Raw genomic sequence first — 24,627 nt, 5'->3', positions numbered from 1 at the left:
ATCCACCGAAATGGACGGGGTATCAACTTCTGGCGTTGATTTTTGGCACGCTGTTGAGTTCTCAAGGAACGGACGCTTCCTTTGTACTCACCCTCTCGGGCTTTCCTCCGGGCTTTCGTTCTGTTCTGTTCTTGCGTTTCCGACTCTATCAGACTCTTTCGGGCCTGACTCCCAGTCAGCGGGCTTTGTCTTCCGGGCTGTTGGGCCCTTCCGACTCCTGAACTCTAGCGGATTTCCCCGGCAACCGATAATCGGGCCTTCGGAAATGAATTCGGGCGCGCCGAATTCGTTCCCAGTGGGAGATCGTGCTGAGTAGGTTGCCGCAACGAGGCGGCGGGATTCGTTGACGTCAGAACCTTCCGGCTCTGGGGCAACTCGAAGAACCTTACGGATCCACGGGAGAGGTGTCAACTCCCCGGTGTCAGCTCGGGGACTGGAGGTCCTCGACGCGGTCCAGGAGGCGGGTGAGCATGTCGCCCAGTACTCCGCGCTCCGCCGTGGAGAGGTCCTGGAGGAGGTCTTCCTCGAAGACCGTGGCCGCGCGCATCGCGTCGAGCCACTTGCTGCGGCCCTCGTCCGTCAGCTCCACGATCACGCGGACCCGGTTGGACTCGTCCCGTTCCCGGGTGACCAGGCCCTCCGCCGTCATGCGGTCGATGCGGTGGGTCATCGCCGCCGGCGTGAGGCCCAGCTGCTTCGCGAGCTCGCTCGGGCCCATCCGGTACGGCGCCCCGGAGATGACGAGGGCCTTGAGGACCTCCCACTCCGCGTTGCTGATGCCCAGGGCCGCGGTCTGGCGTCCGTACGCGACGTTCATCCGTCGGTTCAGGCGGCTCAGGGCCGAGACCACCTTCTCGACCTGGGGGTCGAGGTCCTGGAATTCGCGCTGGTAGACGGCGATCTGCTCGTCGAGGCTCGGCTCGTGGACGGGCGCAGTGCCGTCGGGGGTGTCACCCATGGTCCGAAGTATGGCACGAGCCCGTTGGCGTCTAACTCCTTCAGTGTGTACTGTTAAGGCTTGAAGTTTAGCTATGAAGTCTTCAGGCTTCAGGTCTCAAAGGCAGGTGAGAAGTGACCAAGGTGATGGGCGCTGCGATGCGGCGGATCCAGGCCGGCAACGCGCTGACCGCGTTCGGCATCGGTTTCACGGTTCCGTTCCTCTACATCTATGTGGCGCAGGTGCGGGGTCTGGGTTCCATGGCGGCCACGAGTGCGTTCGTGGCCTTCGCCCTGGGTGCTCTCGTCGCGCTGCCCTTCACCGGCCGGGTCATCGACCGGCGCGGTCCGGTGCCCGTGGTCATCGGTGCGGCCGTGGCCGCCTCGGCCGGGGCGCTCGCGCTCGGGCTCTCCACGGGTGTCGTGCCGATCCTGCTGTCCGCGCTGGCGCTCGGCGCCGGTCAGGCCGTGATGCAGCCGGCGCTGGCCACGATGATCGTGTGGTGTTCGACGCCGGCCACCCGGACGCGTGCGTTCGCGCTGCAGTTCTTCATGCAGAACCTGGGTCTGGGCATCGGCGGTCTCGTCGGCGGGCAGATCGTCGACGTGAACCGGCCCGGCAGCTTCACCCTGCTGTTCGGCATCGAGGCCGTGATGTTCCTGGTGCTGGCCGGGGTCATCGCCACCGTGCGCATGCCGCAGGTGGCGGGGCTCAAGGAGGCCATGCCGCAGGGGGACGGCGCGCGGGCGGGCGGTGGCTGGAAGCGGCTGCTGCGGCACAAGGCCATGGTGCAGCTGTGCGTCCTGGGCTTCGTGCTCTTCTTCGCCTGCTACGGACAGTTCGAGTCGGGTCTGGCCGCCTTCGGCACCGAGGCCGCGGGGATCTCCCCTTCGGTCCTCGGGTTCGCGCTGGCCGCCAACACCGGTGCGATCGTCGTGGCGCAGTTCGTGGTGCTGCGGCTGGTGGAGAAGCGCCGTCGTTCCCGGGTGATCGCGCTGGTCGGGCTGATCTGGACGGTCGCCTGGCTGATCGCCGGGTTCTCCGGGCTCGGGCACGGCAGTGCGGTGATGGCCGCGGGCGCGTTCGTGACGACGTACGCCCTCTTCGGGATCGGCGAGGCGATGCTGTCGCCGACGCTGGCGCCGCTGGTGGCCGACCTGGCTCCGGAGGGTTCGGTCGGGCAGTACAACTCGGCCTTCGCCCTGGTGAAGCAGATGGCGCTGGCGCTCGGGCCGCTGGGCGTGCCGCTGGGAGCCGGGATTCCGATGCTCTACATCGGGACCTTCGTCGTGGTCTCGCTGGGCATCGCGTGGCTGGCGCTGCGTCTGGGCGGGCGGCTGACGCCGGTGCAGGACAACCCGTCGCTGTCGCGCGTCGTGGCGCAGGGCGGGCCGGCCGTCGGTGCGGCGGCCGGGGTCGCGGAGCCCGCGCACGTGTAGGCGTACGCGGGTGAGGGGTGTGGAAGTACGGGGAAGGCCCCGGTCCTGTGGACCGGGGCCTTCCGCGTGGGCGGTTACTTGTCGGGGAGGGCGAACTCGCACCAGACGGCCTTGCCACCGCCGGGGGTGCGGCGGGTGCCCCAGGACGAGGCGATGGTGGCGATGATCGAGATGCCGCGGCCGGTCTCGTCGGCCGGTTCGGCGCGGCGGCGGCGCGGGAGGTGGTCGTCCCCGTCGGTGACCTCGATGATCAGGCGGCGGTCGGTGCGGCGCAGCCGCAGGCGCATGGGCGGGGTGCCGTGCTGGAGGGAGTTCGCGACGAGCTCGCTGGCGGCGAGGACGCCGAGGTCGCACAGTTCGGCGGGGAAGCGCCAGGAGGCGAGGACGCCCTGGGCGAAGGCGCGGGCGCGGGGGGCCGCTTCGACGCCGCCGAGGAGTTCGAGGGCGGCGTTGTGGAAGAGCTCGGCGTCGGCGCCGGTGCGGGCGGGCTGCTGGAGGACCATGACGGCGACGTCGTCGTCGTGGTCGGCGTCCACGCCGAGGGCGCGCATCAGGCGGTCGCAGACGACGGCGGGGGTGCCCTGGGCGCCGGAGAGGGCGCGTTCGAGGGTGGCGACGCCTTCGTCGATGTCCTCGCCGCGGCGTTCGACGAGGCCGTCGGTGTAGAGGACGGCGGTGGAGCCGGGGCCGAGGGCGATGGTGCCGGAGGTGTGGAGCCAGCCGCCGGTGCCGAGCGGCGGGCCGGTGGGGTCGGCGGCGCGGCGGACGGTGCCGTCCTCGTCGCGGACGAGGATGGGGAGGTGTCCGGCGGAGGCGTACGCGAGGAGGCCCTCGTTGGGGTCGTGGACGGCGTAGACGCAGGTGGCGATCTGGCTGGCGTCGATCTCGGCGGCGAGGCCGTCGAGGAGCTGGAGGACCTCGTGGGGCGGGAGGTCGAGGCGGGCGTAGGCGCGGACGGCGGTGCGGAGCTGGCCCATGACGGCGGCGGCGCGGACGCCGCGGCCCATGACGTCGCCGATGACGAGGGCGGTGCGGCCGGCGCCGAGGGTGATGACGTCGTACCAGTCGCCGCCGACGGCCGCTTCGGTGCCGCCGGGCTGGTAGGTGGCGGCGACGCGGAGGTCGTCGGGCTGTTCCAGCTCCTGGGGCAGGAGGGAGCGCTGGAGGGTGACGGCGGCCTCGCGCTGGCGGCGTTCGCTGGCGCGCAGGCGGTCGACGGCTTCGGCGTGGTCGGTGACGTCGGCGAGGTGGACGAGGATCCCGGTGTGGTGGGGGTCCGGCGGGCCGTCGGGGGCGGTCTTGGGGAACTCGACGGGGGTGCAGGTGACGGTGTAGGAGCTGCCGCCGCCGGGGGCGGTGCGGTTCTTGGCCGTACGGGGCTTTCCGCTGCGCCGGACCTGGTCGAGGAGTTCGAGGAGGCCCAGCTCGCCGAGTTCGGGGAGGGTTTCGCGGGCGGGGGCGCCGGCGGTGCGGGCGCCGAAGCCGGCGGTGTACGCGTCGTTGACGTAGGCGACGCGGTGTTCGGGGCCGTGGACGAGGGCGACGAGGGCCGGGAGCAGCCCGAGGACCTCCCGTACGGAGAGTTCGTCGAGGGCGGGGACGGCGGGGAGCGGTGCCGTGCCGGTGCCGGAGACGGTGGCGTCGGCGGGGGTGCCGTCGTCGGGGGGCGGCGTGAGGGGGTAGCCGGCCGCGCCGCGGGCCGCCGGAACGGCGCCTTCACCCCGTTTGGCCTGGGCTGCGGCGTGCTCGTTCCGCGCGGCGGCGCGGCGCTGCGTTCCGGGAAACCGGGCGCTCCAGCGCGTGAAGTTCACTGCGTTCAAGCCTCGTGGTGTCGCAAGTGGTCGCTGTGTCGCTCGTGGTCGGTCGCTCGACGGGGAGGTCACTCTGTGCAGGTGTGAGCCCACCTATGGTCACACGTCCAGTGTGGCCGACCGCACTGACAACGTCAGCCCTGGCTGTCCTGCGGGGGGTCGGGGGTTGGGTGGGGCGGGTGGGGTGGGTGGTGGCGGTGGCCTCCGCCCGCGGCGAGTTCGAATTCTGCCCTGGGGTGTTCGAGGGAGCCGAGAGAAACGATCTCCCGCTTGAAGAGGCCCGAGAGGGTCCACTCGGCGAGGACGCGCATCTTGCGGTTGAAGGTGGGGACGCGGCTGAGGTGGTAGGCGCGGTGCATGAACCAGGCGGGGTAGCCCTTGAGCTTGCGTCCGTAGACGTGCGCGACGCCCTTGTGGAGGCCGAGGGAGGCGACGGAGCCGACGTACTTGTGGGCGTACTCGGTGAGGACCTCGTCGCGGAGGGCGGCGATCAGGTTGTCGGCGAGGCGTCTGGCCTGGCGGACGGCGTGCTGCGCGTTGGGGGCGCACTCGATGCCGGGTACGGGGGCGGTGATGTCGGGGACGGCGGCGGCGTCACCGGCGGCCCAGGCGTGTTCGACGCCCTCGACGGTGAGGAAGGAGGTGCAGACGAGGCGGCCGCGCTCGTTCCTCGGCAGGTCGCTGGCGGCGAGGACGGGGTGGGGTTTGACGCCGGCGGTCCAGACGACGGTGCGGGTGGGGAAGCGGGAGCCGTCGCTGAGGACGGCCACCCGGTTCTCGCAGGAGTCGAGGCGGGTTTCCAGGCGTACGTCGATGTTGCGGCGGCGCAGTTCGCGGACGGTGTAGGTGCCCATTTCGGGGCCGACCTCGGGGAGGATGCGGTCGCTGGCCTCGACCAGCACCCACTTCATGTCCTCGGGTGTGACGTTGTGGTAGTACCGGGCCGCGTATCTGGCCATGTCCTCCAGTTCGCCGAGCGCTTCGACGCCGGCGTATCCGCCGCCGACGAAGACGAAGGTCAGGGCGGCGTCGCGGATGGCGGGGTCGCGGGTGGAGGAGGCGATGTCCATCTGTTCGATGACGTGGTTGCGCAGGCCGATGGCCTCTTCCACGGTCTTGAATCCGATGGCGTAGTCGGCGAGTCCCGGGATGGGGAGGGTGCGGGAGACCGATCCGGGGGCGAGTACGAGTTCGTCGTAGGCGATCTCGATGTCACCGGTGCCCTCCTCGGCCGTGGCGAGGGTGGTGACGGTGGCCGTCCGTTTGGCGTGGTCGATGCGGCGCGCCTCGCCGATGACGATGCGGCAGCGGTCGAGGACGCGGCGCAGGGGGACCACGACGTGGCGGGGGGAGATGGAGCCCGCGGCGGCTTCCGGGAGGAAGGGCTGGTACGTCATGTAGGGATCGGGCGTGACCACCGTGATCTCGGCTTCGCCGGATCTCAGCTTCCGCTGGAGACCGAGGGCCGTGTACATGCCGACGTAGCCGCCTCCGACCACGAGGATGCGCGCGGGGGGCGGGGTGCCGGGTGCGTCGCCCCGGGAGTTAGCAGCCTTCACCATCCCATGACGCAACGTGGCCGGGAGTTTGTCCACAGGCCCGGCACATTGTGTGACCGGTGTTCATCCCGGGACAGGGCTGCCGAGGAGTCCGGATCGGGGTAAAGGTCTGCAGGTCAGGGGCTGCGGAAGGGGTGATTCCGGGGACTTGCGGCGGAAAAGTGGGGGTGAATGCTCCGATCGGGCGGCGCTCCGTCCGGGGCTGCCTCTTCTGAATTGACTCTGGCTCAACTATGTTCGTATCTCGTCGAGGAGTAGGACCAGGGCCGCATGACTGTGGCCCCCCTCGGCACGAAGGCGGGGAGTGTCTCCGGGGGGAGACAAATGATTACCGGGGGATACATATGCACATTTCCGATTTCCATGGTTCTGTCACCGCTCTGTCCGCAGAGGGTGGCAGCCGCGTGATCGCGGGCGCCACGACCCACGGGGTGGGCCGTTCGACCCCGCTGCGCGTCGACGCCCAGCGCAATCTCGAACACGTCCTGCGGGCGGCCCGCGAGGTCTTCGGCGAGCTCGGCTACGGGGCTCCGATGGAAGACGTCGCGCGGCGTGCGCGGGTCGGTGTCGGAACCGTCTACCGGCGGTTCCCGAGCAAGGACGTCCTGGTCCGGCGGATAGCCGAGGAGGAGACCGCCCGGCTGACCGAGCAGGCCACCTCCGCACTCGGCCAGGAGGAGGAGCCGTGGCAGGCGCTGTCGCGCTTCCTGCGCACCTCCGTCGCCTCGGGCGCGGGCCGGCTGCTGCCGCCGCAGGTACTGCGGGTCGGCGCGGCCGAGGAGGACGCGGCCGAGGGCGAGGCGGCGGCGCGGGTGCCGCAGCAGCGGCAGGCCGTCGTGGCCGGGGTTCCCGATCTGCGGGTCGTGGGCTCGCGCAGCGCCGTCGAGGACGAGCCGGCAGAGGACTCCGGGGCGGGTGCGCTGCTGGAGGTCGTCGGCCGGCTGGTGGACCGGGCCCGGGAAGCCGGTGAGCTGCGGGCCGATGTCACGGTGGCCGATGTGCTGCTGGTGATAGCGACCGCCGCGCCCGCGCTGCCGGACCCGGCGCAGCAGGCCGCGGCTTCGGCCCGGCTGCTGGACATCCTGCTCGAAGGGCTGCGTTCCCGGACGGTGTGAGCCGGACGGTGTGAGCCGGGTGGTGTGAGCGCGGTGGTGTGAGCCGGGTGGCGGTGCCGGTCGGGTGGCGGTGCCGCTCGGGTGCTGGTGCCGGTCAGGTGCCGGTGGCGGCCCTGCCCCGGCTTCGGCCGGGGTGGGGTTTCCGGGGGCCGGGCGTCAACGGGGTGGCGCTGCGCGCCGGTCGCTCGAACGGGTGAGGAGCGGATCCGGGACGCCTTCGGGGATGGCCTCGGGGGTGCCATCGGTTGCCGGAACCTGCCCGGACGGGTGGATGCTGCGCAGAGGGCCCCGGGGCGCGTTACCCGTGTGCCACGCTGGATCGGTGTACCGGTCTGAGTGTGTCGTGCGGGGGCTTCCGCGGTGAGCGTTGACGGGCGGGACGAGTCCCTCGGGGCAGCCGCCGGTGAGGCCGGGGCGGGGAGTCTGCCCGACGGGCAGGTACCGGCCCAGCGCGAACCGGGCGGGCGGCATGCCGCTCCCCTTCCCGGCGCCGCCGAACCGCCGCCTGCCGACGCGGACTTGATCGCCCGGATGCGCGGTGGCGATGACGGCGCGTACGAGGAGCTGTTCCGCCGGCACTCCGATGCCGTGCGGCGCTACGCCCGCACCTGCTGCCGGGACGCGCACACCGCGGACGATCTGACCGCCGAGGTGTTCGCACGGACCCTCCAGGCGGTACGGGGCGGCTCGGGACCGGACCAGTCGGTGCGGGCCTATCTGCTGACCACCGTACGGAGGGTCGCCGCGGCCTGGGCGAAGACGGCCCGGCGGGAGCATCTCGTCGAGGACTTCGCGCTGTTCGCCGAGCAGGCGGCCGCGGGGGCGGACGGCGGGGCCGGCGCGCTGGGCGGACTGTCCGGCGACGACACCCTTGAACTGGGCGCGGACGTACGGGCGATGCACGAGGCCGAGCGGTCGCTGGCCATGCAGGCCTTCCGGAGCCTGCCCGAGCGGTGGCAGGCCGTGCTGTGGCACACCACGGTCGAGGAGGCCTCGCCGAGTGCGATCGCCCCGCTGTTCGGGCTGAGCGCCAACGCGACCGCGGTGCTGGCCAGTCGGGCCCGTGAGGGGCTCAAGCAGGCCTATCTCCAGGCGCACGTGAGTTCCGCGCTCAGTGAGGGCGGCGACTGCGCCCGGTACGCGGACCGGCTGGGCGCGTACGCCCGGGGCGGGCTGCGGATGCGGGCGGAGCGGGGGCTGCGCAAGCACCTGGAGGAGTGCGCCAACTGCAGGCTCGCCGCCGGGGAGCTCAAGGACGTCAACGCGGGGATTCCCGCGCTGCTGCCGGTCGCGGTCATCGGGTGGTTCGCCGCCGGGTACGCCGCCAAGGCGGCAGGGGTGGTGGCGGGCGGGGCCGTCGCCGCCGGCGGGGCGGGGGCCGCTGCCGCCGCCGTGGGCGGTTCATCGGCCGGAGCGGGTGCCGGGGCCGGGGCCGCGGGGGCCGCCGCCGGGGCGGGCGCCGCCGGTGGGTCCGGGGGCGCCGGGGCGGGGGCCGGGGGCGCCGCCGTGTCCGAGGGGCTGGGACTGCCGGCCAAGGCCGCCATCGCCGCCGGGGTGGCGGTCGCCGCGGCCGCCGGGGTGGTGTTCGCCCTCACCGGGGACGAGCCCGAACCGCCCGCCGCCGCGAAGCCCGCGCCCGGGGTCGTGGCCCCGGCGGTGCCGGCGCCGGCGCTGTCCGACCCGCCCGTGAGCAGCCCGCCGGCGGTCCCGGAGCCGGCCGCGCGGGGGTCCGTACCGCCCCGGCGCGGCCCCACGCCGACGCCGTCGGGGCCGGCCGCGCCGCCGGTCTCCGTACCGGCTCCGGCTTCGAAGGCGCCCGCGCCGGCCCCGCCCCGGCCAAGGCCCTCGCCGACGCCCTCGCCGACGCCCGCGAAGCCCTCGCCGAAGCAGCCCGCGCCGGCTCAGGGGTTCCCGCTGGCGCGGCTCGTGCACTCCGCCTACGGGCGGCACACCGGTCCGGAGGTGGAGACCTGGCGCAGCAGCTGGGTGTGGCAGCGGTGGGGGCTGGAGGTCGGCGGCCAGCGGTTCGGGCAGGGCATCACCGTGAACTCCCGCTCCTCGGTGGACATCACCCTCAACCGGCAGTGCACGAGCTTCTCGGCGCGGGCCGGGGTCGACGGGCTGTCGCTGCTGACCGACGGGACGCTGCGGTTCTCCGTGTACGCGGACGGGCAGCGGCTGTGGCGTTCGGGCGTGCTCGGCTACGGGGACGCCCCGGCCGCCGTGCGGGTGTCGCTGGCCGGGCACGAGACGCTGCGGCTGGTGGTGGAGCAGGCCGGGCAGGGGCGCCTGCCGACGCTGGCGAGCTGGGCCGACGCCGTGATCAGCTGCCGCTGAGCACGGCGGGGGCGGCGAGGGCGGCGGCCACCTCGGTGGGGGTGAGGGTCCGGCCCTCCGCTTCCGCGGCGGCGTGGCCGGCCGCCCCGAGCCGGGCGCGGTTGCGGGCCGGGAGGCCCTCCAGAGCGGCCTCCTCGGGGACCGAGCGGGGGTGGCCCGCGCGCCAGGCGGTGGCCGCGGCGAGGACCCGTACGCTGTCGGCCGGCCGGTCGGCGTCCGCCAGCAGCAGGGCTCCCGTCTCGGCGAGCGCGGCCAGGACGCGCTCCGCACAGCGGGCCGCGACCGCCGTCGCCAGGCCTTGCGCGGCCTTGGCGAGGCCGGCTCGCGGGCCCTGCTCGCGGGCGAGGAGGACCGCCTCGACGCCGTCCAGCCCGGCCGCGAACTGCGGGGGCCCGGTCAGGTCCGCCGCCGCGGTGTGGGCGGCCCGCCACGCGGCGCGGGCCCGGGCGGTGTCCCCGCGCTGGAGGGCGAACGTCGCCGCGAGGAGCCGGGCGAAGGCGGCGACGTCGTACACCCCGCCCTGCCGTTCGGCCTCCTGCTCGGCCTCCGCCAGGAGCCGCTCGGCGCCGTCGAGGTCGCCGCCGCCGTAGACGGCTTCCGCGATACGGGCGATGGCGAAGGGGGCCTCGGTGTGGGCGCCGACCTCGCGGGCCAGGCGCAGGCACTCCTCGTACTCGGCGCGGGCTTCCTCGTACCGGCCGCGGGAGAGGGCCATCTCCCCGGCGGCACTGGCGACCTGGGCGCGGGTCCAGCGGTCGCCGACCCGGGAGGCGATCCGGCGGAGCTCGGCGAGGTCGGCGTCGACGGTGGGCAGGCCGCCGGTCGTGTCGATGGCGGTGTGGGCGCGGAGCATGAGGATGACGCCGAGTTCCCAGTCCCCGCCGTGACGGCGCGCGGTGGCGACGCCCTGGTCGAGGTCGGTCAGGAACTGGGGGGTCTCGCCGGTGAGGAAGCCGAGCGCGGGCCAGAGCATCCCCGGGAAGCGGGTGGACTCGGGCACGTCCTGGCGGAAGACCTCCCGGATGCGGGCGACGTGGGCCCGGTGCTCGGGGGTGCGGAAGAGGTCGCCCCGGTTGCTCTCGGCCAGCAGGAACATGTGCAGGATCCGCAGGTGCAGGGAGTTCCAGTACGCGCGGGAGCCCTCGGCGACGTCGGCGGGGGTGCGGTCGAGGATGCGGCCGATCCATTCGACGCCCTCGACGCGGTAGTCGCGCAGCCACCAGAACCAGCCGAGGGCGAGGGCGATGCGCTGGGCGTCTTCGGGGGCCTGCGCGGCGTCGGGAGCCTGCGCGTCTTCGGGGGCCTGCGCGGCGTCGGGAGCCTGCGCGGCGTCGGGAGCCTGCGCGGCGTCCGGGGCGGGGGCTTCGAGGGTGGTGGCGAGGGCGGAGCGGAGGTTGTCGAGCTCGGTCTCGACGCGCCGGATCCAGGGGAGCTGGGCCTCGGAGCGGATCAGGGGTTCGGCGCGCTCGGCGAAGGCGAGGTAGTACGCGGCGTGGCGGCGGGCGGCGGCGCGGAGGCCGGACGGATCGGCGGCCGCGCGTTCGGCGGCGTACTCGTGGATGGTTTCGAGCATGCGGTAGCGCATGGCGTCGGTGGCCTCGTCGGGTTCGGCGAGGACGAGGGACTTGTCGACGAGGGAGCCGAGGACGTCGGCGACGTCGAGGGCGCCGTCGGGTTCGGCGCAGACGGCTTCGGCGGCGGCCAGGTCGCAGCCGCCGGCGAAGACGGACAGCCGGGCGAGGACGGCCCGTTCGGGGGCGTCGAGCAGCTCCCAGGACCAGTCGACGACGGCGCGCAGGGTCTGCTGCCGGGGCAGGAGGGTGCGGGCGCCGCCGGTCAGCAGGCGGAAGCGGTCGTCGAGCCGGTCGGCGATCTGGCGCGGGGTGAGCAGGCGCAGCCGCGCGGCGGCCAGTTCGATGGCCAGCGGCAGCCCGTCGAGGCGGGCGCAGATCTCGGCGACCGCGGCGGGATCGTCGGCGGGGCTGAAGCCGGGGCGGGCGGAGGCGGCGCGGTCGGCGAAGAGGCGGTGCGCGGTGGCGGGCGGCAGGGGTTCCACGGGGCGCAGGAACTCGCCCGGCACGCCGAGGGGTTCGCGGCTGGTGGCGAGGATCTGCACGCCGGGGCAGTGGGTGAGGAGCCGCTCGGCGAGTTCGGCGGCAGCGCCGATGACGTGCTCGCAGTTGTCGAGGACGAGGAGCAGGCGGCGGTGGGCGCAGTGCTCGACGAGGAGGTCGGTGGGGTCGGCGGGGGTGGCCTTCTCGCGGGCGACGAGGTTGCTCTCGCGCAGGCCGAGGGCGCTGAGGACGGCGCCGGGGACGGCGCCGGGGTGGTCGAGGCGGGCGAGTTCGACGAGCCAGCCGGATGCGGGCCGGCCGGCGGCGGCGTGCTCGGCGAGGCGGGTCTTTCCGGAACCGCCGGGCCCGGTGAGGGTGACGAGGCGGAAGCGGGTGAGGTCACCGGCGAGGGCGGCGAGTTCGGGCTCGCGGCCGACGAAGGAGGTCAGGCGGGGGCGGAGGTTGCCGCGGGGCTGTGGGGGCGGGGTCGGCTGGGCCGGGGGCTGGGCCGCCGGCTGGGCCGGGGGGTGGGCCGGGGGGTGGGCCGGGGGGTGGGCCGCCGGCTGGGCCGCGGGCTGGAGCAGTTCCGCGTGCAGGGCGCGCAGCCGGGGGCCGGGGTCGGTGCCGAGGCGCTCGGCGAGGTCGCGTCGGGTGCGCTCGTACGCGGCGAGCGCGTCTGCGGGGCGTCCGGCGGCGCGCAGTGCGCGCAGCTGCTGGGCGCGCAGTTCTTCGTCGTACGGATGCTCGTGGATCAGCGCCTCGATCTCCGGCAGGAGCGTGGCCGGTGCGGTGGCGCCGCAGCGCAGGTCCGCCTCCACGCGGTCGCGCGCGGCGCGGGTGCGGCGGGCTTCGGCGGCGGCCGCGTGGGGGGTGCGGGCGGGCTCGGGGAGGTCGGCGAGGGCGGGCCCGCGCCAGAGCCCGAGGGCCTCCCGGAGGGTGGCCAGCGCGGCGGCGGGGTCGGCGGCGGGCCCGGCCAGCTGTTCGGCGCCGAGGGTGGCGAGCCGGGTGAAGCGGTGGAGGTCGACGTCCTCGCGGGCGGCGGCCAGGCGGTAGCCGCCGGTGGGGTCGGCGCGGACGCTGTCGCGGGACCCGAGGGCGCGGCGCAGCCGCGAGACGAGGGCCTGGAGGGCGGCGGGGGCGTCCTGGGGCGGGTCGTCGCCCCAGACCTCGTCGACCAGGTCGGCGACGGGGACGGCGGCGGGGCCGCCGGCGCGCAGGGCGAGGGCGGCGAGGAGCGCGCGCAGGCGGGCGCCGCCGAGGGGAAGGGGGGCGCCGGTCTCGTCACGTGCCTCGGTAACGCCGAGGATGAGGTACCGCACCGGGCAATTCTGCCCTGACCCTGCGGGAAGCGGTGCGGAGTTTTGCGGGCGGGTCGGCGGGGCCAGCCGGGGGCCGGGGGCCGGGGTCGGCCGGGGGCCGGGGGCCGGGGCCGGCCGGGGGCCGGGGGCCGGCCGGGGGCCGGGGCCGGGCGGGGGCCGGGGCCGGGCGGGGGCAGCCGGTTGCCGCTGCGCGGGGTGTTCCCCTCCCCGCCCTTCCACCGTTCCCGCCTCAAGCGCCGGCGCGGCTGGACGATCCGGCTCCGGCTCACCACACGGTACTCCGCGCCAGCGCCTCAAACGCCGGCGCGGCTGACAGGGCGGGGGCCGGTCAGGGGGTGTGGAGGGTGGTGAGGGTGCGGGTGGCGATTTCTTCGCCGATCGGGAGGGACGCCGTCGCCGCCGGGGAGGGGGCGTTGAGGACGTGGACCGTGCGCGGGGCCTCCTGGATGAGGAAGTCGTCCACGAGGGTGCCGTCCCGCAGGACGGCCTGCGCCCTGACCCCGGCCGCCGCCGGGGTCAGGTCCGCGGCGGTGACGGCGGGCAGGAGGCGGCGTACGGCTTCCGTGAAGGCCTGCTTCGACAGCGAGCGGTGGATCTCCCCGGCCCCGTAGCGCCAGTGCCGGGCGGCCATCCGCCAGGAGCCCGGCCACGCCAGCTCGGTGGCGAGGTCGCGGGGCCGGACGGTGCCCCAGCCGTAGCCCTCGCGGGCCAGCGCGGGGACGGCGTTCGGACCGACGTGGACGCCGCCGCCGATGCCCCGGGTGAGGTGGACCCCGAGGAAGGGGAACGCCGGGTCGGGCACCGGGTAGACCAGCCCCCGCACCAGCTCCGGGCGGGCCAGGTCGTGGTACTCGCCCCGGAAGGGGATGATCCGCATGCCCGGGTCGTCACCGGCGAGGCGGGCGATCCGGTCGCACTGCAGGCCCGCGCAGTTGACCAGGACCTTCGCCCGGACCACCAGCCCGGACGTGGTGCGCACCGCGACGGCGGAGGGGCGGCGGGAGATCAGGTCCACCTCGGCGCCGTAGACGATCTCCGCGCCGGAGGACTCCGCGAGCTGCGCGGCGACCTGTCCGTAGTCGACGATGCCGGTCGTGCCGACGTGGATGGCGGCCAGGCCCCGGACGTGCGGCTCGTACTCCGCGATCTGGGCCGGGCCGAGCTCGCGCACCGGGATGCCGTTCTCCCGGCCGCGCTGGACCAGCGCGTGCAGGCGGGGCAGCTCCGCGCGCTCGGTGGCGACGATCAGCTTGCCGGTCACCTCGTGCGCGATGCCGTGCTCGGCGCAGAACTTCACCATCTCGGCGGCCCCGCGCACCGCGAAACGGGCCTTCAGCGATCCCGGGCGGTAGTAGATGCCGCTGTGGATCACCCCGCTGTTGCGGCCCGTCTGGTGCCGGGCCGGCCCGGCCTCCTTCTCCAGGACGGTCACCCTGGTCCCCGGAGCCAGCCGCGCCAGGGCATGCGCCGTCGACAGGCCGACGATTCCGCCGCCGATCACCAGCACATCGCAGTCCACGCCGCCGCCCACGCTGACACCTCCCACCCCTGCATACTGCACCCCGCCACCGACAGAGCGGCTACGCGGGGGCCACCAGCAGCGGCCGGGCCCGTTCGCGCAGCTCCGCGACGCGGGGTTCGTCCCCGTACGGTTCGAGCCGGTGCAGCAGGTCCCGTACGTACTCGTTCGTCCGCGCCGAGGAGATCCGGCCCGCGACCTCCACGGCCCGGGTGCCGGCCGCGCAGGCCGCGTCGAGGTTGCCCGACTCCAGCTCGGCGACCGCGCTGACCACCAGGCGCAGCCCGTGCGAGCGCACGTACTCCTCCGTTGGGCGGGACAGGGCCTGCTCGGTGAAGCGCCGGACCTGCCGCGGGAGTTTCAGGTCCCGGTAGCATTCCGCCGCATCCGCCGCGAACCGGTCGTACGAGTAGAAACCCAGCCAGGTCGGGTCGGGATCCCCCTCGCGGGACCGCTCCAGCCAGCCCTCCGCCGCGCGCAGCGCGGCCCCGGCGGCCGCCGAGTCGCCCGCCTTCGCGTGGGCGCGGGCCTCCACGAGGCGGAAGAAGCTCATGGTGCGGGCGGTGGCGAGGCCGCGGTTGCGCTCGACGGCGGCCTGCGCGAGGTCCACGCCCTCGTCGGGGAAGTCCCGGTAGGTGGCCTGGAGGGACATCGAGGCCAGCACGTACCCGCCGAGCGGTACGTCGGCGGCCGCGCGGGCCAGCCGCAGCGCCTGGATGTAGTAGCGCTGGGCGGCTTCCTGCTGGCCGGTGTCGAAGGCCATCCAGCCCGCCAGCCGGGTCAGTTCGGCGGTCGCGCCGAACAGGGCGCGGCCCACCTCGTCGGTGTAGGAGCCGAGCAGCAGCGGCGCCGCGTCGACCCGCAGGCACTCGGGCACCATCGAGGAACGCCAGTCCCCGCCGCCGTACTTGGAGTCCCAGCGGCGGGCGTCCTCGGCGGCCTCGCGCAGCTTCGTCACATCGCTGTGGCCGACGCGCTGCGGGGAGGGGTCCGAGGGTGCCGGGGGCCCGGCGGCGGGGGCCGTCCCGGCCGGGGCGGGCGGCCCGGTTTCGGCTCCGGACCGGGCGGGCACAACGCCCTGCGCGGGGCTTTCGGACGCCTGCCGGGGCGGGGCGGAGCGGCCGCCGGGGCGCTGCACGGGGTGGCCGGACGCCCCCTGCCGGGGCAGCACGGACACTCCCGGCACAGCGGGCACAGCGGGCACAGCGGGGGTAATCGGCGGAGTGGCAGGAGAAGCATCGGCGGGTCCGGCGGGCCGGCCGGGCGCGGTCGTCGGCCGGCGGGGCGTACGGGCCTCGGCGCCCGCGGCCCCCGCCCCGGAGCCCGCCGCGGAGCCCGCCCCGGACCCGGATGCCGTCTCTGCCCGCGCCTCGGAGCCGGCCCGCGCACCCGCCCCCGGATCCCGTACCGGACCCGGCTCGCGCGCCACCGAGCTGTCGGCCGGGGATATCAGCCAGCGCGACGCGGGCGTGGCGTACGCCGACACCGCGAAGGACCCGGCGAGCGACTGCCAGATCCCGCCACCGCCCCGGCGTCCCGCGAGGTCGAGCCGGTAGAGGTCGGTCGCCGAACGCACGGCGGCCCCGATGTCACGCGGGAAGGCCAGCCCCACCTCGGGCGCGGGGTCCGCGTCCGCCAGGCCGATCTCGTGCAGCGGCACCGGGCGGCCCAGCTTCGCGCCGATCGCGGCCGCGATCAGGTGCGGGGCGGCGCCCTGCGGCACCATCCCCTTCGACACCCACCGCGCGACCGACGTCTTGTCGTACCGGAGCGTCAGCCCGCGCTGCGCGCCGAGGTCGTTGACCCGCCGGGCCAGTCCCGCGTTGCTGATGCCCGCGAGGGCGAGGACGGCGCCGAGCTTCTCATTGGGCTCGCGGAGCTCCCTGGACATGCGCCACCCCTCGTCACACGCGGAACGCAGACGCCGCCGGGGCATAGGCGCCCGGCATTTCGTAAACCCAGCGTAGTTCCCCGCCTCCCAAGCGTTAAGGCCCCGAGTTCCGTATGGCGGGATTGTTGTCCGTATGCACAGTCGGGGCGCGGCCCGGGCCCGGGGCGCACGTGTCAGCCCGTGCTCCGCCCGTGTGGCCGTGCGCCCGGCCGTGCGCTCTGGCCGCTCCGGGGGCCCGGCGATTCGATGTGCGGTGCGTGGGTCGGCCCGCCGCGTGGAACCGGCGGGCCGGGGGATGCCGCTGCCTCAATCCCCGCGGGTGGCGGAACGGTCCGGGGGGTGGCTCCCACCTCCCGGACCGCGCCCCCGTGCGCGGACCGGCCGGACCGGGGCGGGCACTCAGTACGGCCGAAGAATGGCCGAAACCGACCTATGGGGCGGTGGGAACGGAACGCCAAATACCGCGTGGCCGGGGCGTGTTCGTTTACATGTGCGCCCCCCGAAGCCACTCTCGCACGCCCGTCTCGTGGCAGCATGGACCCCGAGCCACCCGGGGCCCCGCCGGCCGCGCCCACAGCGCCGACCACGTCGTCCGTGCCGTCCGTTGCCCCGGTCATGTGCCCACGGGCTGGGGGAGGCGGCGGTGCGCTGGTTGGTCGGGTGGAGCAGTATCGCCGCGAGCTTCGGCACGGCCGGACGGGTCTTCGACCAGGGCACATCGAGCCGTACCGCGACCGGCCCGGCGGGCTACGCGGACCCCGCCCACGGCCCGTACGGTCAGCAGCCCGGCTCCCGGCACGGCCCCCAGCACGGGCAGTACGGCCGCCACCCCCACACGGACCACGCGGACCACGCGGACCACGCGGCGCCCCACGGCGGCATCGCCGACGCCGCCTACGCCGACGACCCGGCCGCCCAGGACGCGGAACGCACCGTCCACCCCGTCGGCGCCCAGCTCCTGTGGGGCGATCCCGACCCCCTCTGGGCCGTCGGCGACTGGCGCCCCGACGAGATCCGCACCGTCACCGCCGACCCCGCGGACCCCTTCACCCGCCTCGCCGTCCTGGGCTGCTGCGGCGCCACCGACGCCGAGCTGCGCCGCGCCCTGTACGCCGCCCGCGGCGGGGCCCTGCGCCATCTCACCGAGTGGTCCGGCAGCTACACCGCGGTCGTGCAGGCGGGCCGCCGCATCACCGTCCTCGGCGACCTCGCGGGTGCCCGGCCCGTCTTCTACACGCCCTGGGCGGGCGGGACCGCGTACGCCACCGCCGCCCTCCCCCTCGCCGACCTCATCGAGGCCCAGCTCGACGTCGGCCACCTCGCGGCCCTGCTGGCCTGCCCCGACAGCCCGGAGGCACTGGGCGACGGCACACCGTACGTCGGCGTGCGGCGCATCCCGCCCGGGCACACGCTGATCCTGCGCGAGGGCTCCCGGGAGATCACCGGCTACGAGCAGGTGGCCTCCCTCGCCGTGGCCGCGCCCGAGGCGGACCCGGAGCGCGCGGTGGAGGGCGTACGGGAAGCGTTGACGGCCGCGGTGCGCGCCCGGCTCACGGCGCCCCGCCATGCCCCCGACGCCCTGGTCCCCGACCCCGGGCCCGTGCCCGGAATGGGCCCCGCCGACCGGCGCGCGGCCCGGGGAGCCCCCGCACCGGGGGTGGGCGCCGACCTCTCCGGCGGCAGCGCCTCCGCGACGCTGGCCCTCCTCGCCGCCGGTCTCCCCGGCTCACCGGGCACCCTGCCCGGCACCGGCTCCCGGCTGCTCGCCGTCACCTTCAACGACCTGGCCACCCCGCAGGGCCGCGAGGCCGAACTCGAACGGGCCCACGCCATCGCCGCCGACCCCCGGCTGCACCACGTCGTGGTCGCCGCCGCCGAGGAGGCCCTCCCGTACGCCGACCTCGACGGCCCGCTCACCGACGAGCCCGGCCCCTCCCTCGTCTTCGCCGCCCGCGAGCGGCGCCGGCTGGCGGCCGGCTCGGCGGACCACTTCACCGGGCACGGGGCCCGCCAGGTCCTGGACGCCCACCCCGCCCGAATGGCCGACCTCCTGATGGACCGCAGGCGCCGCCACCTGCTGCGCCCCGTCGCCGCCCTCGCCCGCTCCGCCTCGGCGTCCGGGGAGTCCCTGCTGGTGCCGCTCACCGTCTACTCGGCCGCCCGCCGTCTCGCCCGTACGCCGTACCGCGCGGGCATCGAGGCCGCCGCGGCCCGGCTGCGCGAGGGCGGGGCCGCCGCCACCGCGTCGGGGCCGGTCGACGCCTCGCTCGCCGCCCTGACCTGGTCCCGGCCGGGCCCCGCCGCGGGCTGGCTCACCGGCGAGGCCCTGGCGGAAGTATCGATCCGGCTGCGGGCCGCCGCCGGCCGGCCCCCGCTGTCGCTGCGCCCCGGCGAGGCCCGCGCCCGCGCGACCCTGGCCCGGCACGCGGCCGACCACCGGGTCTTCGAGCAGGCCGTGGAGGTCCGCAGCCAGCGCCTGCACGCACCGTTCCTCGACAACCAGGTCGTCCGGGCCGCGCGCGCCCTGCCGGAGTCCCTGCGGGTGCAGCCCGGGGCCCGGGCCGCGATCCTGCGCAGCGTGCTGGCCTCGGCCGGGGTCCGCGAACTGCCGCCCGGCTGGGGCGCCACCGCGCACGCGCCGAACGAGGCCGCGACCCGGCTCGGGCTGCGCGCCGCCCTGCCCGGCCTGCTCGCGCTGTTCACCGCGCCGCTGCTGGCGGACGCCGGGCTGATCGACACCCGGCTCGTGCGCCAGGCCCTGACCGACGCCGCCGACGGGCGGCCCGTCCCGCTCGACGGGCTGGCGGAACTCGTCTCGATGGAGCTGTGGCTGCGCCGCCTGCTGGCCCGCCGGGGCACCTGCTGGACCGGTACCTCCACCCCGCGCCGCCGCGCGGTCCCGGCCCTGGACGCCTCCCTGCCCCGCCTGACCCGCGGCGCCCCGGCCGCCCGCTAGTTCCCGCTCGTAGGACCCGCCCGCCGGGCGCCGGACCCCGCACGCCGGGCGCGGCGCGGACCGGCCCGGCCACGGCTGCCCCGGCGAGCCGCCGCCCGCCCCGGACCTCGCCGCCGTCCGGCCAGGGCGCCCGCGTCGTAGAATCGGCGCATTGTGTCTGAGTCCCCGAACCCCCAGCCCAGCCTCCCGGACACCGCACCGGAGGCGACCGCGTACGTGCCCCCCAAGTGGCGCACCGAGCCCCGTTTCCCCGACGGCCCCGCGCCCGACCCCGCCGGGTCGCACCACGAGCGGCGGATCCGCAGCTTCCAGCCGCGCCGCAGCCGGGTGACCACCGGCCAGGGCGAAGCGCTCAAGCGCCTCTGGGGCACCTGGGGGCTCGACATCGACGGCCACGAGGTCATCGACCTGAACCGGCTCTTCGACGGCCTGCCCGTGGTCCTGGAGATCGGCTTCGGCATGGGCGAGGCCACCGCCCAGATGGCCGCCGCCGACCCCTCGACCGGCATCCTCGCCGCCGACGTGCACACCCCCGGCCAGGGCAACCTGCTCGCGCTCGCCGAGCGCTCCGGGCTCACCAACGTCCGCGTGGCCAATGGCGACGCGATCATCCTGCTCCGCGAGATGCTGCCGCCCGGCTCCCTCGCCGGACTGCGCGTGTACTTCCCGGACCCCTGGCCCAAGGCCCGTCACCACAAGCGGCGGCTGATCCAGCCCGAGTTCCTCGACCTGGCCGCCACCCGCCTGGCGCCCGGGGCCCTGCTGCACTGCGCGACCGACTGGGAGCCGTACGCCGAGCAGATGCTCGAAGTGCTCACCGCACACCCGGAGTTCGAGAACACGCAGGCCGACGGCGGCTACGCGCCGCGCCCCGACTACCGCCCCCTCACCCGTTTCGAGGGCCAGGGACTCGACAAGGGCCACGTCGTCCACGACCTGCTCTTCACCCGCGCCGAAGCCAAGAACTGACAAACGTCACTCCGAGTGTCCGACCGACTCGGTAGGGTCATCATGTGCTCCGAGCGCCGGCCCGCGTGCTCGCACGCACACCGGGCCCGGTCCGCGTGTGCGTGCCCGTCATCCTGCTCACCGCGACCGGGGTGAGCATCCTCGAACTCGTACGGGAGCAGACCGGGACGGCCGGCTTCCTCGTGGGCCTGGGTCTGGCCCTGCTGCCGGTGCCGCCGCTGATGGCGGCGTTCCGGTGGCTCGGCCGGGCCGCGCCGCACCCCTGGCGGCAGTTGGCGTTCTGCTTCGGCTGGGGGGCCTGCACCGCGGCGCTCATCGCGATACTGGCCAACAGCTTCGCCACCGAGTGGGTCGCCGCGGCCACCACCGACCCCTTCGACGCCGACCGGCTCGGCTCGGTTGCCATCGCGCCCGTCGTGGAGGAGAGCGCCAAGGCCGCCGCGCTGCTCCTGATGTCCGCCTTCCGCAGACGGCATCTCAGCGGCCCCGCCGACGGGTTCGTGATCGCCGGGTTCACCGCCACCGGCTTCGCCTTCACCGAGAACGTCCTCTACCTGGGCAACGCCTTCGAGGAGGACCTCGCCAAGGGCACCGGCCTCCTGGACTCCATGACGGCGGCGACCTTCTTCGTCCGGGGGGTGCTCTCCCCCTTCGCGCACCCCCTCTTCACCGTGCTCACCGGTCTCGGCTTCGGCGCGGCCGCGCTGGGCGCCCGCCGCGGCGCCCGGGCCCGGACCCGGCGGATGCGCGGCGCCGGACCGCCCCTGCTGGGGCTGGCCCTCGCCATGGGGCTGCACGCGCTGTGGAACGCCTCCTCACATTTCGGTGAGTACGGTTTCTACGTGGTCTACGGCTGCGTGATGGTCCCGGTGTTCGCCCTGCTGCTGGGGCTGGCCGTGCGGATACGGCGCCACCGGCTGCGGGCCGTCGCCGCCGAGCTGTCGGTGTACGCCCGCGCGGGCTGGCTCGGCCCGGCGGAGGTGCCGGCCCTGGCTTCGATGCCGGCCCGCTCGCTGGCGCGCGCCCTGGCCCGCCGCACCGGAGGCCGCCCCGCCGCCCGGACGGTGTCCCGCTACGCGGCGGACGCCGCCGCCCTCGCCCTGCTGCGCCGGCACGCCCGGCACACGGGCCCGGCCCGCACCCCCGCGCACGACCGGGACTTCGCCGAGCGGGAACGGGAGTTGCTGCACCGCCTCTGGCAGCGCCGGGCGACGGCCGCGCCCGCGCTGGCCCGGGCGGCGGTCCTGGAGGAACTGCTGCCGCCCCGCTTCGACCCGCTGGCCGGCCGGTACGCGCCCGGCCCGTCCGGTGCGCCCCTGCTCTCGGCGGTCCCGCCTCCCCGGCGGCCGGCGCCGCAGCCCCCGGCGGCCCTGTCGTCCTCGGGCCGCTAGGGGGTCTCTGGGTCTCTCAGACGTTGAGCCCCTTGCCTTCCAGCCAGGCCAGCGGGTCGACCGTCGAGCCGCCCCTGCGCACCTCCAGGTGCAGGTGGGCCCCGGTGACGTTGCCGGTGGCGCCGACGCGGCCGATGGTCTCGCCCGCGCCGACGGAGCCGGAGGTGACCGACATGGAGGAGAGGTGGCAGTACCAGACCTCCGTACCGTCATCGAGCTGGAGCACGATCCGGTAGCCGTACGGGCCCGACCAGCCGGCCGAGATGACCTTCCCGCCGCCCACGGCCTTGACCGGGGTACCGGTCGGGGCCGCGAAGTCGAGGCCGGTGTGGTGGCCGGAGGACCACATGGAGCCGGAGTCGCCGTAGTGCGAGGTGAGGGTGTAGGCGGAGGTCGGCAGGGAGTACCCGCCGGCGGCCTTCGTCGCCGGACCGGCGCCCGCCGCGGCCGCCTTGACGGCGGTCTGCTCGGCGGCGGCCCGCTCCGTGGCGGCCTGCTCGGCGGCGGCCTGGTCCGCGGCGGCCTTCTCGGCGGCGGCGCGGGCCGCCTCGGCCTCCTTGTCCGCGGCTTCCTTCTGGCCGCGGGCCTCCTGGGCGGCGGCTTCGCGGGCGATCCGCTCGGCGTCCGCCCGGGCCTGGGCCTCGACGGCCTCGTGCTGCGACTCGGCCTGCTGGAGGATCCGGTGGCGCAGCGCCTCGCCGGCGTCGGGCCGGCTCAGGTCGGCCCCATCGGCCTGCTGCGGGATTCCGGCGGTCCGGACGGCCGGCGCGTCGGAAGCGTGCCCGCCGCCGCCCAGCAGGTCGGGCAGGTCCGGCAGCGAGGGCATGGATATCGCGGCCTGGGGCCGGTCCTGCGCGGTGGCGATGCCACCCGCTCCGACCGCCGCGATCACGCCGACGCCGAGCACGGTCGAACTGCGGGCGAGTCCGCCGCGCGGCTTGAGGACGCGGTGCTTGCCGCGGACCGGGCGGGCGGAGTCCTCCGTCGGGTTCCACTCGCCCCAGGCTCCGGCGGTGGGCGTCTCCTGGACGTCGATGCCTTCAGGGGCAGGCGAGTTGGAGGCCACCGGGGCACACTCCTCATGAGCGGGAACGCGCACGGGTGCCGTCTCTTGCGACGGCTGGGACATCCGCGCTGCGTTATCGAAAGGTAATAGACGAGGGGGAGTGATTCCAAGCTGTTGCGATTGATCGTTAACGCCAATCAGCCACACCCCGCACACCTCTGGCCTGGACATCGGCCGCATCCCAGGGCAATCCCCCAGTTAAAGCCCCACCCACCCCCATCACTTCGGCCACGATGACCAAGTGACGAACCGTCAACCCCTATCGCTGACCGCGCTCTTCGGACTACGCAGCGTCACCCACACGCTGGGGCTGCGCCGTTGCTCCCCTCACACCTCGTCCCTGGGCACCACCGGCACCGTCCGCCGCCGCTCCGGCTGCCCCCGCCCCGGCCGTCCCACCGCCAGCAGCGCCATGTCATCGGTCGCCCCGCCGCCCGTGTGCCGCCGGACGTCGCTGCTGAGCGCGCTCAGCACCTCCCCCGGCCCCGGGAACACCCGCCCCCGCAGCCGGGCCGCCGGATCGTAGAAGGCGCCCGACGCGTCCCGGGCCTCGGTCAGGCCGTCGGTGAACAGCAGCAGGATGCCGCCCTCGGGGAAGGGCCACTCCCCGACCCGGTCCGGCGGGCCGGCCGACAACTCCCCCAGGCCCAGCGGCAGCGCTGGCTCGGGCGGCGCCAGCACTGCCAGTCCCCCGTCCGCCCGGAGCAGCAGCGGTTCGGGGTGGCCCCGGTTGAGCAGCCGCAGCACCCCGGCGCCGGCCGGGACCTCGCCGAGCACGCAGGTGGTGAACCCCTCGACGGCGTCCAGGCTGTCCCGCCGCACGCCCTCACGGGCCAGCGCCCGCTCCAGCCGCTGCGCCAGCGCCTCCAGGGTGGGCTCGGTCTCCGCCGCCTCCCGGAAGGCCCCCAGCACCACCGCCACGGCCTCCACCGCCCCCAGCCCCTTGCCCCGTACGTCGCCCACCACCAGCCGCACTCCGTACGGGGTGTCCTGGACGGCGTAGAGGTCGCCGCCGATGAACGCGTCGGCCTGCGCGGCCTCGTACCGCGCGAAGACGTGCAGCCCCGCGATGCGCTCGGCCGGGGTGGGCAGCACGGCGCGCTGGGCGGCCTCGGCGATCCCGCGCGCGGAGGCGAGCCGCTCGCCGCTGCGCCGCACGACCTGGTTGATGAGCAGCGCCAGCCCGGAGACGGTCAGCACCGTCGCCAGCTCGGTCAGCGCCTCCACCTTCCAGGTGGTGCCGTTGGCGAAGTGCAGGGCGACGACGGCCGCGCAGGCGGCGATCCCGGTCAGGGCCGTCCCGCGGAAGGTGAAGAGGGGGGCCGCGATCAGCGGGGCGGCCGTGAAGAAGGGGGAACCCGTGAAGCTGGGCGGGGTCGCCAGGTCGAAGACGAGGCCCAGGAGGATCAGCAGCACCGGCATCGCCCGGACCACGCTCCGGGCGGCGCCGTCGCCCGCCTCCGCCGTGCCGCTCGCGTCGCCGTCCTGCCGGCCCAGCCCCACCACGCTGCTCTCCTGCCGCCCGGTCCCGACTGCCCCCTCCAGGCTGTCGGTACGGGCCGCCAGGGGCGACCGGACCGGACCGATCGGGTGACGGCGGCGTCCGGGGCGGGCACACACGACGAAGGCCCGGTTCCACAAGGGAACCGGGCCTTCGTACTGAGTAGCGGGGACAGGATTTGAACCTGCGACCTCTGGGTTATGAGCCCAGCGAGCTACCGAGCTGCTCCACCCCGCGTCGGTAAACCCAACTCTACGTCATTCGGGGGACGCCCTTCGCCAATTACCGCCCTCACACCCCCCTGGACCTACATAACCGCAGGTCAGAGCCCTAAGAATAGGTAGCGTCCGGCTCTTCGGGACACCCACCGGGACATCCACCGGGGCGGGCGCCGCACACCCACCGGGCACGCGCCGGGCCCGCAGCCGCCCCCGAAGGTCGCGCGCAGCACTGTGGCCCGCCAGGGAAACCCCGGACGGGCCACAGAAGGAGCAGGTCAGAGCGTCACGGATGACGCTGCGACGGGTAGGCCATGTCGGACTCGAACCGACAACCAACGGATTAAAAGTCCGCTGCTCTGCCAATTGAGCTAATGGCCCTCCAGGTGCTCACCCCAGAGCATAGCCGGAGAGGGGCCGTCGGCCGATCGGGTATCGCCGGGTGTGGGCCAGTAGATTTCCCGCCATCAGGGGCGCGGGGGGTGGGAGGGGCCGGAAAAGGGTGCGGCCCCCACCGCACCGGAGTGCTGTGGGGGCCGATCCTT

General features: G+C 75.2%; 15 protein-coding genes and 2 tRNA genes. 7 read left to right on the top strand and 10 right to left on the bottom strand.

Going from position 1 to position 24,627, the window contains the following annotated elements:
- Positions 1–221, top strand: a 221-nt coding sequence (locus ACFYYT_RS27910) for a hypothetical protein (RefSeq protein WP_388609625.1), incomplete at its 5' end; no start/stop codon positions are given.
- Positions 222–421: 200 nt separating this feature from the next.
- On the opposite strand, the gene ACFYYT_RS27905 is transcribed toward ACFYYT_RS27910, so the two are convergent.
- Positions 422–958, bottom strand: coding sequence for a MarR family winged helix-turn-helix transcriptional regulator (locus tag ACFYYT_RS27905; RefSeq protein WP_030292304.1), 537 nt, complete (start codon positions 956–958; stop codon positions 422–424).
- A 125-nt stretch (positions 959–1,083) separates the two neighbouring features.
- Here ACFYYT_RS27905 and ACFYYT_RS27900 point away from each other — a divergent pair, with 125 nt between their 5' ends.
- Positions 1,084–2,376, top strand: coding sequence for an MFS transporter (locus tag ACFYYT_RS27900; RefSeq protein ID WP_351824014.1), 1,293 nt, complete (start codon positions 1,084–1,086; stop codon positions 2,374–2,376).
- Positions 2,377–2,450: 74 nt separating this feature from the next.
- Here ACFYYT_RS27900 and ACFYYT_RS27895 read toward each other — a convergent pair whose 3' ends face one another.
- Both ACFYYT_RS27895 and ACFYYT_RS27890 read right to left on the bottom strand, forming a co-directional pair.
- Positions 2,451–4,187, bottom strand: coding sequence for an ATP-binding SpoIIE family protein phosphatase (locus ACFYYT_RS27895; protein ID WP_351824011.1), 1,737 nt, complete (start codon positions 4,185–4,187; stop codon positions 2,451–2,453).
- Between the two features lie 134 nt (positions 4,188–4,321).
- Positions 4,322–5,749 (bottom strand): NAD(P)/FAD-dependent oxidoreductase, encoded by a 1,428-nt coding sequence (locus ACFYYT_RS27890; protein WP_351823995.1) that lies wholly within the window; start codon positions 5,747–5,749, stop codon positions 4,322–4,324.
- A gap of 341 nt (positions 5,750–6,090) precedes the next feature.
- On the opposite strand from ACFYYT_RS27890, the gene ACFYYT_RS27885 reads away from it, so the two are divergent.
- Together ACFYYT_RS27885 and ACFYYT_RS27880 are read left to right on the top strand one after the other, a co-directional pair.
- Positions 6,091–6,861, top strand: coding sequence for a helix-turn-helix domain-containing protein (locus tag ACFYYT_RS27885; RefSeq protein ID WP_351823992.1), 771 nt, complete (start codon positions 6,091–6,093; stop codon positions 6,859–6,861).
- A 531-nt stretch (positions 6,862–7,392) separates the two neighbouring features.
- Positions 7,393–9,198, top strand: a complete 1,806-nt coding sequence (locus tag ACFYYT_RS27880; RefSeq protein WP_351823989.1) for a sigma-70 family RNA polymerase sigma factor — start codon at positions 7,393–7,395, stop codon at positions 9,196–9,198.
- On the opposite strand, the gene ACFYYT_RS27875 is transcribed toward ACFYYT_RS27880, so the two are convergent.
- From ACFYYT_RS27875 to ACFYYT_RS27865, 3 genes are all read right to left on the bottom strand, one after another.
- Complete coding sequence (locus ACFYYT_RS27875; protein WP_351823986.1) at positions 9,185–12,571, bottom strand: BTAD domain-containing putative transcriptional regulator; 3,387 nt, start codon at positions 12,569–12,571, stop codon at positions 9,185–9,187. The genes ACFYYT_RS27880 and ACFYYT_RS27875 overlap by 14 nt on opposite strands.
- A 328-nt stretch (positions 12,572–12,899) precedes the next feature.
- The gene (gene lhgO, locus ACFYYT_RS27870; protein ID WP_351823983.1) at positions 12,900–14,132 is read right to left on the bottom strand and encodes an L-2-hydroxyglutarate oxidase; all 1,233 of its coding nucleotides are present in this window, start codon (positions 14,130–14,132) and stop codon (positions 12,900–12,902) included.
- A 19-nt stretch (positions 14,133–14,151) separates the two neighbouring features.
- On the bottom strand, positions 14,152–15,981 hold the full coding sequence (locus ACFYYT_RS27865; protein ID WP_351823980.1) for a sporulation protein: 1,830 nt from the start codon (positions 15,979–15,981) through the stop codon (positions 14,152–14,154).
- 643 nt (positions 15,982–16,624) lie between these two features.
- Here ACFYYT_RS27865 and ACFYYT_RS27860 point away from each other — a divergent pair.
- From ACFYYT_RS27860 to ACFYYT_RS27850, 3 genes are all read left to right on the top strand, one after another.
- Positions 16,625–18,937 (top strand): asparagine synthase-related protein, encoded by a 2,313-nt coding sequence (locus ACFYYT_RS27860; RefSeq protein WP_388609618.1) that lies wholly within the window; start codon positions 16,625–16,627, stop codon positions 18,935–18,937.
- Positions 18,938–19,090: 153 nt separating this feature from the next.
- Complete coding sequence (gene trmB / locus ACFYYT_RS27855) at positions 19,091–19,906, top strand: tRNA (guanosine(46)-N7)-methyltransferase TrmB (RefSeq protein WP_385314694.1); 816 nt, start codon at positions 19,091–19,093, stop codon at positions 19,904–19,906.
- A 44-nt stretch (positions 19,907–19,950) separates the two neighbouring features.
- The gene (locus ACFYYT_RS27850) at positions 19,951–21,297 is read left to right on the top strand and encodes a PrsW family intramembrane metalloprotease (protein WP_388609616.1); all 1,347 of its coding nucleotides are present in this window, start codon (positions 19,951–19,953) and stop codon (positions 21,295–21,297) included.
- A 16-nt stretch (positions 21,298–21,313) separates the two neighbouring features.
- On the opposite strand, the gene ACFYYT_RS27845 is transcribed toward ACFYYT_RS27850, so the two are convergent.
- The 4 genes from ACFYYT_RS27845 to ACFYYT_RS27830 all read right to left on the bottom strand — a co-directional run bounded on the left by ACFYYT_RS27845 (position 21,314) and on the right by ACFYYT_RS27830 (position 24,463).
- Positions 21,314–22,363: a M23 family metallopeptidase gene (locus ACFYYT_RS27845; RefSeq protein ID WP_351823977.1), complete on the bottom strand. Its 1,050-nt coding sequence runs from the start codon at positions 22,361–22,363 to the stop codon at positions 21,314–21,316.
- Positions 22,364–22,690: 327 nt separating this feature from the next.
- A complete protein-coding gene (locus ACFYYT_RS27840) occupies positions 22,691–23,869 on the bottom strand; it encodes a PP2C family protein-serine/threonine phosphatase (protein WP_351823974.1) in 1,179 nt (392 codons plus the stop codon).
- A gap of 158 nt (positions 23,870–24,027) precedes the next feature.
- A tRNA-Met gene (locus tag ACFYYT_RS27835) sits at positions 24,028–24,101 on the bottom strand.
- A 289-nt stretch (positions 24,102–24,390) separates the two neighbouring features.
- Positions 24,391–24,463 (bottom strand) — tRNA-Lys (locus ACFYYT_RS27830).
- Positions 24,464–24,627 lie beyond the last annotated feature (164 nt).

Source organism: Streptomyces sp. NPDC002032 (assembly GCF_042890765.1).
GTDB lineage: Bacteria > Actinomycetota > Actinomycetes > Streptomycetales > Streptomycetaceae > Streptomyces.
Note: the sequence above shows the minus strand (reverse complement) of the source record. Positions and strands in the feature narration are given on the sequence as shown.